We start from the raw sequence: 13,557 nt of genomic DNA, 5'->3' as shown, positions 1-13,557 counted from the left end.
CACCTGTTTGTTCGCCATTGCGAGAATAGAAATCTATATTGACACGCACAAAATAAGTTGTATAATACAACTATATTAGTTTCATTATACAACTAAATCAAATTGAACTGGGAGCTTTCTGTTCCTGTTCTATTTCTCAAGACGGCCTTTGGCTGTGCTTCATCAGCTCCGCATAGGACCGGATTGGGGAGAGAATAGTACAATAGACGATCCCGATTGGAGGGTTACTTCCTTTATGTCTTCTGAAGCCGCTTATCAGGAAATTCACAAGCGATCCGGAACCTTCAGCCAGCCGTTGGCTGTATGGGTGGTCGCTTTTGCTTGCGTGATCTCTTTTATGGGGATTGGTCTGGTGGATCCGATCTTGCCCGCTATCGCCAAAAAAATGGACGCAACTCCGAGCCAGGTGTCGCTCTTGTTTACGAGCTACAATCTGGTGACCGGCGTCGCCATGCTGATCACCGGCTTTGTATCCAGCCGCTTGGGCACGAAGTGGACCTTAATTACCGGTGTTTTTCTCATTATTATTTTCTCCGCGCTCGCTGGTAATTCCGACACGATTAATGCCATCGTTTGGCTGCGCGGCGGTTGGGGGCTCGGCAACTCGTTGTTTCTGGCCACTGCCTTGTCCGCCATTGTAGGATTATCGACCTCCGGCACGGCGCAAGCCATTATTTTCTATGAAGCCGCACTTGGTCTGGGGATCGCCGTCGGCCCGCTGCTGGGCGGGGAGCTCGGCTCCATATCTTGGAGAGGTCCTTTTTTTGGAGTTAGTGTGCTGATGGGCGTCGCATTCCTGTTTCTTCTCTTTATTATGCCCAATGTGGCCAAACCGAAAACCCCGAGCAAGCTTTCCGCTCCGTTCAAGGCGCTTAGCTATCCGGGGCTGCTGACGCTGGGTGTCGTCGCCTTTCTATATAACTTCGGCTTCTTTACTCTAATGGCCTACTCGCCTTATGTGATGGAGCTCAACGAGCACGGCCTCGGATACGTCTTCTTCGGTTGGGGCTTGCTGCTCGCCATCACTTCGGTTTTCGTCGCACCGAAGCTGCAGCAGCGGTTCGGTTCGGTGCCATCGATCATCACGGTGCTGTCCACGTTCGCACTTATTCTGATTATCATGGGCAGCGGCGCCCATACCCCTGCCGTTATTATCGTCTGCGTAGTGATCTCCGGGATGTTCCTCGGAATTAACAATACGTTGATCACAACGGCCGTCATGGAATCCGCTCCAGTGGAGCGCTCGGTTGCATCCGCGGCCTACAGCTTCGTCCGCTTTATGGGCGGCGCCATCTCTCCTTGGCTCGCAGGAAAGCTGGCTGAGTGGTTTAATCCCAGCGTACCGTTTCTTTTCGGCGGCGTTATGGTGCTTGCCGGCGTACTGTTCATTGCCGTGAGGCGTAAGCACCTGGCAGACATCGACTCCGCGATTACACACCATTAATTCAACTGACCGGAGAAGCTTATAAATTCGATTGTGGCAAAAGAGGGCATGGAACGACCACCCGCTCTACCTTGGGTAGAATGGAGTCGTTTATCCATGCCCTCTTCGTGCTGTCTCATCTTAATTTCCGTTCCCGGCGCAGCAGGTACACGAAATAAGGTGCGCCGATCACTGCGCTCATAATCCCCACGGGAACCTCTCTCGGGATGATAATAATGCGCCCGAGCAGGTCCCCTAGCAGCATAAGATCGGCGCCGATACATGCTGCTAAAGGAATGAGCCATTGGTGCCGGCCGCCGACGATGCTTCTCGCCATATGAGGGGCGATGAGCCCGATGAAGCCGATGGCACCGACCGCCGATACGGAGATGCCGGCTAGAGCGACAGCCAGCAGCAGAAGCCAGAAGCGCTTCCTAACGATGCTCAAGCCGAGAGAGACGCTTGTCTCCTCTCCGAGCTGGAATACGTTCAACTGGGGAAAGCTCCTCCAGGCGATCGGAAGAAGCACAACGATCCACGGCAGCAGCGACCACACCTCTTTCCAGCCCCGGCTCCATAGGCTCCCCGACATCCACAGCAGCGCCATGCTGATATGGGTTGGATGCGTCACGAGCAGGTACTGGATGGCGGCCTGAAAGACCGCCCCGATCGCGACGCCTACCAGCGCCAGAGTCGCGGGGGAAAGCGTCAGCCGACGGCTTAGCAGCAGCAGGGCGGCAAAAGCGGCCAAGGCTCCTGCGAAGGCAGCCACCGGGACGATGTAGCCCGGGGCCTTCGGGAACAGGAACAGGACCGCCGCCGCGGCAAAGCCCGCCCCTTTGGTGATCCCGATGACATCAGGGCTTGCCAATGGATTGCGAATGAGGCTTTGGAGGATGACGCCTCCGACAGCCAGGCCGAATCCGGCCAATATGCCAACGATGACACGCGGCAGACGGACCTCATGGACGATAAAATAAGACGGGCTGTCCTTCGACAGCAGGGCTGATCCTACTTCGCCGATAGGAACTGAAACCGTGCCTGCGCTGACCGAAGCAACCGCAAGCAAGAGCAGAATCAAGCCTGCGATACCTAGAGCCGCTCCTTTACTCATCCGCGCGTCCCTCCTTTTCTGCGGGCCAAATAAATGAAGAACGGCGCGCCTATGGCCGATGTGACGATGCCTACCGGCGACTCGAACGGAAACGCGATGAGACGGCTCAGCAGGTCGGCGTATACGAGAAGCACCCCGCCGAGCAGCCCGGTGAGCGGAAGGAGCACGGTCAGCCGGCTGCCCGCCCAAGCGCGGGCGATATGCGGCACGATGAGGCATATAAAGCCGATGGGGCCGCAGATGGCGACCGACGACCCGGCGAGTACGATGACGAGAAGCATGCCTATCGCCCGGATCACCGCCACCTTTTGCCCCAAGCCCGCCGCAATCTCATCGTCCATCAGAAGCAGCTTGAACGAAGGCAGCATACACAATGTCAGCAGAAGACCCCCGAAGAAAAACGGTACCAGCGTTCTTACCTCGGTCCAGCCCGCTTGATTCACGGAGCCGACCAGCCAGAACATCATGCTGTCCGTCGAATACTGATTTAAGATAATGAGGCCTTCCGTCAGTGAAGACAGCAGGAAGTGGACGGTAATTCCGGCCAGCGCCAGCCTGACGTACTGCTTGCCCCCATGTCCGGTCAAGGACCACACCAGCAGAGCCCCCAGGACCGCTCCCGTGAAAGCAAACAGCATCGATCCCGGCAGAGATAGCCCCGCAACCGCGACCAAGCCGAAGACGACGGCGAAGGAAGCTCCGGCATTGATGCCGAAAATATGCGGGGATGCAAGCGGATTTCTCGTCGTCAGCTGCGTTAACAGTCCGGCTAACGCCAGCTGAACTCCGACCATACAGGCGGTCAGGGTGCGGGGCAGGCGAAGCGTTTGGATATACAGATGCACTTTGTCCTGTGCCTGAAAGGTCAGCGCCTCGTACAAGGTGCGCCAGGACACCTGGGCCTGCCCCCACTTCAGGCTGCAGAGCATGCCTGCAGCCAAAAGGAGAGCAGAACCCGAAAAAAGGAAGAGCAGAAACCTTGAGCGGTTCTGCTTCTCCATTCGGATAGATGGATCCATCTTATTTCTCTCCTAAAGCTTTCACGAGATCTTCAGCTATCTTCTCGCTTCCCAGCATCCCCCGGGATAACGACCAGTCGCGTCTTTCAACGGTATACATTTTGCTGTTGGCTACCGCGTCGATTTTCTTCCACAACGGGTTGCTTTCCCATTGGTTGACAATCGTCACCTTCTCGGTCGGCATCAGAAACATCGCCTGCGGGTTCGTCTCAACCAGCTGCTCCAGTGTCAGCTGCGGATAGGCCGCATCATTCTTGACCGGATCCGTGAAGCCCAGCATTTTCAACATTGAGCCGGAATAGGAATGGTCCGAATGGCCGAAGAAGCCCTTCGGGTTCACCACGGCCGGAAGCACGGTCAGGCTGGCGTTCTTGATCTTCTTCTTCGCCTCGTCCATCTTCGCCTGATGCTCTTGAAGCCGCTTCTTCCCTTCCTCTTCCTTACCGACGGCTTTGGCGGTGATCAGGAAATTTTTCAGCATCTGGTTGTAATCGGCTTGAAAATCGTCCAGCGCAACAATCGGAGCGATCGCTTTCAGCTGCGTCAGCGCATTTTTATGCTTGTTAATATCTACAATAATGAGATCCGGCTTCAACGAGCTGATCAGCTCGATGTTCGGCTCGTAACGGGAACCGACGGAGGTGTACTTCGTTAACTTACTTTTGACGGCATCCATGAACAAATCCGGGCTGCTGTCGTCGGCAATGCCTACCGGCTGAACGCCCAATGTCACAAGCATATCCGTAAAGCTGAAATCCATCGTAACGATCCGCTCCGGCTTCTTCGGCAAGGTTACAGTGCCCAGCGCGTCATCGACAGTAATCTTTCCGTCCTGGGAGGCAGCTACTGGCGCAGACTGTTGGCCGGCGCTGCCTGACGGCGCCTGTGAGGTGGCGGATGAGCCGCAGGCGGCAAGGTTAAGAATCAATACAAGCATTAATGTGAAATGAAGCGTACGGCGATGAATCCTATGAAGCATATGATGTTCCTCCTGATAATGATAATTATTCTCAACTTATTTTAGCCGCAACTCTCCCTATTGACCATATCTAATCTTTAGATAGGACATGTTATATTTTTAGATTTACTGCAGGCTCCTCTGGTACGCCGTAGGCGAGCAGCCCGCCTCCTGTTTAAATATACGGCTGAAATGAAAATAATCCGCAAAGCCGACCCGCTGCGATACTTCCTTGGCCGTTAACCCGGTCTGCTGAAACATTTGCTTCGCCTTGTCGATTCGAAGCCTGCGCAAATATTGCGTCATGGTCATCCCCGTATGCCGCTTGAACAGCACCGTATAATGCCCTTCACTCATACCGGCCCGCGCTGCAAGCATAGGGAGACTCAGCTTCAGCATATAATGCTCGTTCATATAGGATAAAGATTCCTCAATCGATACACCCGACGCCGTTTCCTCCTGCGTCATGTGGGTTTCGTACAAAAAAATAAACAGCATCCGCTCCAAGATAAGGCGCTTCCTGAATTGCTGCGCCGCCTCTTCCTCGGCAGAATGGGTATGGATTTCATCCGTTGTGCGGACCAGTTCGTCCAGCATGTATTTAATCTTGACCTCGCTAAGCGTGCGAAGCGGCCCTTGCAGCGTCCAAGCGCTGTTGTCCGGGAACACGCGGTAAGTGATCACCATATATTCCGCTTCTTTGGTCTTGGGAACTTGAAGGGTGAAGGGGCCGTGCAGGGGATGACAAGCATACCCTTGCGTAACCACGGCCGGGTCCCCGTCCGATGCGGTAATCGTCAGATGCCCGCTCAGGACAATAATCAACACATGACGGTGTTCCACAGCTTCCAAGGTCTGATTAGCACGACTCAAACCAATCTGATCCAACACCGGAATCATCGCAACAAGCTGTTGAAAATTCATCCGCTCTCCCCCTTCTCCTTCTTCATTCCATCCTGTAAAACCTCATCATAACACTTAAAAAACCGCAGGAAAAGGATGACCTTTTCCTGCGGCTATCAGTTGACTGCAGCTTTATTTCTTCATAAAAATCCGGTACATGATGACCGCCGTTTCGGCTCTTGTTGCATAGCCCTGCGGCTGGAGTCCGTCATTGCTTCCTTCAACGAAACCTGCCTTCACCATCGAGGCCACCGCTTCTTTCGCGTAGGAAGCCACTTGCGCATGGTCCTTAAACTCTTGCAGATCGGCAGCCTTCCCCTGGTTATGCAAAAGACTGCTTGCTTGAAGCGCTCTTGCACTCAGCACCATCAGGTCCTGTCTCGTAATTTGCGCCCTCGGATCAAATTTGTTGTCTCCAATTCCATCGGAGATGCCGAGCTTTTTGGCAATACCTAACGCTTCAAAGTAATAATCGCCCGGCTGCACGTCGCTGAAGTTCGAATCGAAATCGGCCTTCAAGCCAAGCGCACGAACAAGTAAGGTCATAAAATCCGCTCTGGTAATATGCTTCTGCGGCTCGAACGTCGTCTCCGAGGTGCCTTGAATAATGCCTTTGGAGGCGAGCTGCTGAATCGCAGCCTGGGCCCACGCATATGACTCTGTGACGTCTTTAAAAGGATGTCCTCCCGGAGCTGGAGCCGGATTCGGCGTCTGTCCCGGTGTCGGCGTTACGGACGGCTTCCCATCGGACCCAGGCGCTGCCGGCTGTTCAGGTGCCTCAGGCGTACCCGGATTCCCCGAGCCTGTGCCTGTGCTTCCCGAGCTGCCGCTCGAATGATCCTTTTTCGGCCCGCGGGTGGTGAAGCCCCAAATGTCCGATACGGTATGGCCGCTGTTGCCGTCCTCCACGGCTGCGTACCATTGGTAGTACCGGTTCGCAGCCAAGCCGCTCCAATATACGGAGGCCTGCTGGGAGCTTGCCACGCCCTCCGCTTTCCCGATCTGCTGGTCCGTGTACACCTTCACGCCCATGTAATCGGTAGCGACGCGTTTCACCATCGGCTTCAAATCGACGTCCAATGCAAATTCATCTTTACCCGGGTATTCCTTAGGGTCGTAGTAGTTATAATCGTCCAGGTAAGGCGAATACGTTTTTACGTAAATTTTATTGTTCTTGATATCGAATTGCAGGAGGCGAATGTAGCCGAGTCCACCCTTTTCTGCACCTTGATAGTCGGCAAGCATTTGGTACACATTGCGGTCCGGTATCCCGTCACCGTCATCGTCGATAGGATCAATCAACTCCTCAGCATCGTGGTAATGACCTGACAATACCGCAAAAACATTCTTATTCGGCTTGACGACCCGTTCGAAAATAAGATCCGAAACCGGAGCGCGGTTGCCCGATACAAGCAGGTATTCATGGAAGTTCAGGATCGCTTTGCGGTCCGGATACTGCTTCACCACTTCGTTAACCCACTCAATCTGTTCATCCCCGATGTTCCAGCCCATGTAGACGACGATAAAATCGTTGCCGCCGGCGGAAATCAGATCATAATGACCGCGGTTGTTTTGATAGGAGCCGCCAAAGGTCGGCTGTACTTTAAACCGGTTTTCGCCAAAATATTTCCAATACTGCGTATAGTCGGAGGTTTGGTGGGATACGTCGTGATTTCCGGCAAGTACACCATACGGAATTTTCGCATCCTCCAGTACCTTCATGTCCTTATCGGCCTCAAGCCACTGGTACTCCTTATCGGCCTCATCGACAATGTCCCCGGTATGAATCACGTATTGAATATTCATATCCTTTTGGTGATCGACAATCCATTTGACGTTGCCTTCATATATTTCAGGGTAGCTTTCCGAATAATACTGCGTATCCGACATCCAAACCATGGAGAAGTCATATGGCTGCTGGGATACGGGAAGTTCGTCCTGCACGATCGTATGAATCGTTCCATTCACCGAATAATCGCCGGCTTGAACGGTAGCAAGCAGCTCAAAATCTTCCGTACCCGCCACTCGGGTATCCAGCTGCTTCCATTGATTTGCAGTCGGGCTCCACGCATATAGGCTGACTTTACGGCCTTCCAATGATTTGCCCTTCCACTCAATCTCTACACGGTCCGTCGGTTTGACCGCATCGTCCAGCTTTACTTCAAAACGGTGGTAAGGAAACTGCTCGATCGAATCGCTTTCCAAATATTTTCCATCCACTTCACGAATCTGATTGTACTCTTCTTCCGACAAAGGCTGCTCTCCAGCCGGCTTCAGCTGGCTCGGCGGCTCGATATCCGATGCATTCTTGAATGCAGTCAAGCCGTCCCTATGGTTGGCATCATAACTAAAGCCTCTATAGAAGCTCACATTCATCTTGTCGTTCGTCGGGTCCGTCACCTTCACCGTCAAGCCCGCATTCTGCTCCACATTGGCCGATTCGTTCTGCGGATATACGACCTCCGGCTGCAGCGGATTTTCTTGCGGCACCTCGAAGCTCACTTTCTTCTCCGCCGCGTTGCCTACCTTATCCACCGCATGAATGACCAGCTCATGCTTGCCCGCCGACAGCTCGGAGGAGGTTGTCGCATAAGGCAGCATTAATTCCTTGCCGTCCAATGTCACTTCGGTCTTCTCTACACCTGCCAACGCATCCGTGACTTGGGCGTCGATGGTCAGGAAGCCACGGTACGTTTGACCGTCCTCGACCGACGGAACAATGACCGGTGCCGTGTTGTCTACGATAATTTGGGCCGTTACCGCCCCGTACACCTCGCTGCTGACAGTAACCTGGTGCGGCCCGTCCTGTACGGCCGCCGTGTTCCATGCGTACGCCTTGGACGCTAACTTATTTGCCGGCAGGTCAAAATTAAAGTCTACGGCAGGGAATCTTCCGCTGCTGTCGCCCATTTTAATCTCCTGATCCTTGTTCGCGTAACGGCTGTCCCAGTACTCCGTACCATCCGCAAACACAAGACGCACATTTTTCACGGTAAAATCGTCTTTATTCTCCTCCGCACGATCGTCAAAAGGAGAAGATTTCGAGCCCGCACGAATGGAAATCACGTTGCCGCTCTGCTTCAACCGGTCGGACTGAATCGGAACCGATAGCGTCGTGTAAGTATTAATCGGGTCTTGGAACGTGTACAAAATTTCTTTACCGATCGTTACGCCATTTTTGAAGTAGTAATTGACGCTGTTCGCCTCGAAAGCGAAATATGCGTCGTTTTCCACCGCAGGAAAGGCTGCAGGGGACAAGTCTTGGCCATCGATAACCAGCTTCAGTGTATCCGGTCCCGCCTGTTCAGCCGTCCCCTTCACCACACGGGTTCCTTTGACAATCTCTCCGTTCTTCACGTTCAAGCGCAGATCGGACCGTTCCTTTCCTCCTGTAATCTGCACCTTGTACTTCGGTGACTGAATTTCATTCGTGCCATCGGAAACGGTAAAATAGTATTCAATTTCCGATCTTCCGATTAAATCCGGCGAATACAGCGTGTAATGGTAAAGAGAGTCATTGTAGCTCTCCAGCAAATACCGTTTCGTATATTCCATCTGCTTGTCAGACTTGTAATAAAGAGCCATCGTCTTGACCTGCCGATCATCCTTCGCATCCGCTTTGATCTCCAGATTTTTCGACTGATCTATCGCTTGGATGCCAGTCAGATCTGCAAACGTCGGTGCCGCGGTATCCGGCTTGACGATAATCATTTGATCAGGTGCCTGCCCCGGCTCCACACTGCCAGGTGTGGCCTCCTTGGCTCCCGCGCTGTATTTGATCATGGTGGTGCTGCCATTCATCGGGAACTTGTAGTAAACTCCTTTATTTTCCTTCGTTTCATCCTTCAAGGATCCATCGTAATAGGCCGAGGAAACATCCACATGCGTGTTGGTTGCGATGGCGACGCCTCTTTTGGACGTATTAGCCATGCCATCCGAGTACACCTTCACAATGTTTTGATTCTCCACCAGGCTTGTGTGATACAAGGTGTTAAAATCGGCAACGGTTTTGCTTTTATTCTGGCTGTTGATGACCCAGAACACAAAAGGCTTTTGTGCGGGAATGACCAAATCCTCCTGGTCCGACGGCCAAATGATATCCGCATCCGGGCCGGAATCCGTATACCGGTAGTACAGCTTGTAGTCTTTGAACGAAATCGGCTGGTTCGTATTGTTGTAGATTTCGATGAACTCATAGCCGTCGGCGGAGCCTACGTTCGTACTGTTGGGCACGAGCTCCGTGATCAGGATCGGCGGCACCTTCGTGACATCGAAGTCAGGCAGGCTGACGCTTACCGTATACGTGTCCGTTTTCACCGTGTTCGCACTATCTTTCACCTGCAGATAATATTGCAGCTCGGCTTCATTCAGTGCCTCTCTCGGAATGACGGCGCGATATTCATCGCCGCTCGCCAGATTCAAAGCTACAGAAGTGAATGACGTCTGGGAAGCGGTCTTGTAGAACAGCTCCGCCGTCAATACATCCTGGCCGTTTCCGCTCTCCGGGTTCGTAATTTGGGCGGTGATCATCAAATTCTCCGCCGTTCCGGATTGTGTAACCGGCGTATGGGTAATGACCGGAGGCTGATTCGGAAGCGCAGGTCCCTGCGTTCCTTCATCCGAGGCCGTCCCCGGCACTTGAGCAGGGATCACGGTTCCAGGCGATGCAGCCACGGTGCCGGGGTTCGGCATCATCACCTGCTTGGTCGTACCGTCCACAGGGTAGGAGTACAGAATGCCCATATCTTTTACCGTCTGAATGTCATTCTGATAAGAGGCCGATGCCAATTCTTTTCCCGATTTATCTTGAATAACCAATGTTCTCGGTTGGCTGTTATGCATGCCGCCGCCACCGCTCAATCGGAACAAATTGACATTTTCCTGTAAATTCGTATGGTAATTGTTATTGAAAGCATCTGCCGTTTCATTCGTGTTATCCGCGTTCATCACCCACAGTACGATAGCCTGTTGAGCTGGGATCGTCATATCATTGTTGTAGACAGCCGACCAGACCGTATTGGAGCTGTCGCTGTCATTATGATAAACCAGATTGTAATCCTTGAAGCTTACCGGCTGCTTGGAGTTGTTATACACCTCGATAAATTCATAAGCATCAACCGATTTGCCCGACAGATTCGTACTATCCGGTACAAGCTCCGTAATAAGCAGCTTCGGCACCTTAGCATAATCTACCGTATCGGCCGCATGAACCGTCACGGCGCCCAGAGCAGAGGTGGTGAACATGCCCAGCAGCATCGCGCCGGACGTCAGCATGGAGACCCATCTTTTCCTTTTGGTTAACTTATTCAATTCCATTGCACGCTCCTGTTTCATTGATGATCGGATCCATTCCTTCTGCGACTCAGGCTTCGGCCTTCTGTGGAAAACTCCACAAGGGATGCCTGAAATGCACCTGTCTGCCCTCCCTCATCCTGAGGAATGTATCGTTCTTGTCCGATCATAACCAGGAGTCCGGCAGGTGGCTATACACACCTTTTGCGATCCTTTGCCGCAATTGCTCCGGGCCTGTAAAGCTTGTGTGAAGCGGTCCATCCGTAGAAACGGGAAGGCGGCATAAAAACAGCCCATACCGTTTACATGCCTTTTAAGCTACAATTAGAGAAAGAATGATTCGACAAGTTTCTACATAAAAGGAGCGCTTTGCCGATGAACGCGACACCTGTCCGAATCTCGCTGTTTCGGAGAATGCTGGCGAGCTTTGTCATCCTGATCCTGCTGTTTACTCTGTGCGACTTTCTTATTTTCTCGGTTGTCAAAAAGCATCTGCATTCCGAAATGGTGGAGCAGAACGGGTTAAAGCTGCAGCATGCCGCGGAACGGTATCACTTGCATTTTGAACGGATCAAATCCGTTCTTTTCGAGCGATACACCGACCGGGATGTCACGAATCTGGAAACCCAAATTGTAAAAAAAGCAGCCTACGAGCAGCTCAAAACCCGCCCTATCGTGCAGGATTTGCAAAATACGGCGAGCCAGTCGGAGCTCTATCTCGATAATTTGATTTTGCTGTTTCATGCTTCTCCTCTGGCCGTCAACAAATACGGTCCGGCTTCTCCTGAGGAAACGCTTGGCTCTCTTTATAAAAGCGGCAGCTATCCGTTGAGCTATTGGCACGAGCAGTTTGAGCGTAAGAACAACTTCATGCTTCACCCGGCCGCAGACTTCTACAACGCCAAGGAGGAAGCCGCGCCGAAACGGCTCATTCCTTATTCGATCAAGCCCCATATGGCCAGCTATATGCTAATCGCCATGATCGACGCGAACCGGATGCAGCAGGGTATCCTGGGAGACGCATCGGATGCGCAGCTGACCGTTCTCTCTGCGGATCAACGTCCGCTCTTTCAAACCGGTCGTCCTGTGCCTGCCGTCGATGAGCAGGTTCTTGCCGGTCTTGCAGCAATCGACAACGATACCCATTACACCGTACAGAACGGGAATTATTATTTTGCATCCAAAGATGCCGGAGGGCTGCAGTATATTCTGACCGTCCCCACCCGCGAGTTCAACGAGAAGCTGAGGCATTTGAACTGGATGATGCTGCTTGTATGGGCTGTCACCGTGCTGCTCGGGCTCCTGATCTCCGTCCTGTTCAGCAAAAGAATTCATAAACCGGTCCGGCAGCTGCTTTCTTCCATATCCAATCCGCAGGATAATGGCCCTTTGCATAGTCAAATCCATGAATTTGATCTAATCAGCCTTAAAATTCAGGGACTGCTGAGGGACAAAGAGGATATTCGCGGAGAGCTCCAGCAGCAGCAGTCCGTACTGACCAGCTTCGACTACATCTCCAAGCTGAAAAGCATCAACCAGGAGCTGAACAGCTGGCAGAGCATTCAAGGAAACGAGGAGAGCTTCGTCGTTGTGCTGTACGAGCTGCGCTTCCGCCCGGTCTCCTTTATCGACCTGCCGATCAATCGGGAGCAGGCCGCCCAGTCGATCGGGGAGCATCTGAAGCTCGTCACCGACGAGCGCTTTCCCAACTCTCATACGTTTCAGATGGAGAAGCATCAGTTTCTCTCGGTCATCCCGGGGAATGAGAAGGAACAGATTGTGGCGATGGTCGAGCAATTGAAGCCGATTCTGGACCGCGACCGGCGCTACTGTCTCGTAACGGCGGCAATCAGCTCCTGGTTCAGCCATGCTTCCCAGTTTGGGCATGCTTACCGTCAGGTGCAGGAAATGGCACAGCAGGCCAAGCTTCTGGAGGAAACGCAGCTTGTGACGGAGTGGCAATCGAGCCGATCCGCCTATGCACTTACGCTAACCCAGGAGCAGGAGCTGACGGCGGCTCTGCAGTCCGGCAATGAACAAGACGCCGTTGCATTAGTGGAACGCTGGTTAATGACGCTCCATCAAGAGGAAGCTACGGTTCTGTTGTTCCGTTTGCTGGCTCACAACATATCCACCCAAGCGCAAAAAATATTGGAGCACTACAAGGTGGAGGCCAGCACCTCCTGGAGGCTGAAGCCGCTGATGCAGCAGCTCGCGGAATGCTGTACGTTAGAGGAGTATACGAGGACATACCGAGAATATTTGCGGGCGGTGTCTGCTTTTATCCGTGAGAAAAAGGAAGCCGCTGATCCGATCATCGATCATGTCATGAGCCTTATTCAAGAGCATTATGCGGAGGATATTTCGCTCGATATTTTGGCGGGACAGCTGAATCTGACACCTGCGTACGTATCCACCTATATCAAGGAAAAAACCGGGGTCAATTTCATGGAGCATCTGCACGACACCCGGGTGCGCCATGCGCAGGAGCTGCTGATTCATACGGATACCACGATTCAGGACATCGGCCTGCAGGTCGGCTACCGCAACATCTCCTCATTTAACCGCATGTTCAAAAACCGTACCGGACTGTCGCCGGGGGAATACCGCAGAACGCATTTGGTGGCGAGAAGCTCCTGACGCTTCACCGACCGATCCGGGATTATGCTTCGCAAAAAAAGAAGAACGCCTCGCGGCGTCCTTCGCGCATGATTTACGTTGGTGCATAGAAAGGGATGGATGTGGGATTCCGACCGCTGTTGAAGTCCGTGTTCCTTGAATGAAAGGTTCTCCATCCCACACTCCTCCCTTCTTGTTCCACTCTGTGGTGCTTTGTGCTGCTTTGTTA

7 protein-coding genes are annotated in these 13,557 nt (G+C 52.9%); 2 read left to right on the top strand and 5 right to left on the bottom strand.

Going from position 1 to position 13,557, the window contains the following annotated elements:
- Positions 1-235 precede the first annotated feature (235 nt).
- On the top strand, positions 236-1,444 hold the full coding sequence (locus tag CF651_RS24705; protein ID WP_094017555.1) for an MFS transporter: 1,209 nt from the start codon (positions 236-238) through the stop codon (positions 1,442-1,444).
- Positions 1,445-1,559: 115 nt separating this feature from the next.
- Here the strand turns inward: CF651_RS24705 and CF651_RS24700 are convergent, their stop codons facing one another.
- The 5 genes from CF651_RS24700 to CF651_RS24680 form a co-directional block, all read right to left on the bottom strand.
- Positions 1,560-2,537 (bottom strand): FecCD family ABC transporter permease, encoded by a 978-nt coding sequence (locus CF651_RS24700; RefSeq protein ID WP_094017554.1) that lies wholly within the window; start codon positions 2,535-2,537, stop codon positions 1,560-1,562.
- Positions 2,534-3,556 (bottom strand): FecCD family ABC transporter permease, encoded by a 1,023-nt coding sequence (locus CF651_RS24695; protein WP_094017553.1) that lies wholly within the window; start codon positions 3,554-3,556, stop codon positions 2,534-2,536. The genes CF651_RS24700 and CF651_RS24695 overlap by 4 nt, the downstream gene beginning before the upstream one ends.
- A gap of 1 nt (position 3,557) precedes the next feature.
- The gene (locus tag CF651_RS24690; RefSeq protein WP_094017552.1) at positions 3,558-4,535 is read right to left on the bottom strand and encodes an ABC transporter substrate-binding protein; all 978 of its coding nucleotides are present in this window, start codon (positions 4,533-4,535) and stop codon (positions 3,558-3,560) included.
- Positions 4,536-4,640: 105 nt separating this feature from the next.
- A complete protein-coding gene (locus tag CF651_RS24685; RefSeq protein ID WP_094017551.1) occupies positions 4,641-5,438 on the bottom strand; it encodes a helix-turn-helix domain-containing protein in 798 nt (265 codons plus the stop codon).
- A 111-nt stretch (positions 5,439-5,549) separates the two neighbouring features.
- The gene (locus CF651_RS24680) at positions 5,550-10,733 is read right to left on the bottom strand and encodes an S-layer homology domain-containing protein (protein WP_179232977.1); all 5,184 of its coding nucleotides are present in this window, start codon (positions 10,731-10,733) and stop codon (positions 5,550-5,552) included.
- A gap of 351 nt (positions 10,734-11,084) precedes the next feature.
- Here CF651_RS24680 and CF651_RS24675 point away from each other — a divergent pair, with 351 nt between their 5' ends.
- Positions 11,085-13,349, top strand: coding sequence for a helix-turn-helix transcriptional regulator (locus CF651_RS24675; protein WP_094017549.1), 2,265 nt, complete (start codon positions 11,085-11,087; stop codon positions 13,347-13,349).
- Positions 13,350-13,557 lie beyond the last annotated feature (208 nt).

It is taken from the genome of Paenibacillus rigui (genome assembly GCF_002234615.1).
GTDB classification, from domain to species: domain Bacteria; phylum Bacillota; class Bacilli; order Paenibacillales; family NBRC-103111; genus Paenibacillus_S; species Paenibacillus_S rigui.
This window is presented reverse-complemented; position numbering and strand designations above follow the sequence as displayed.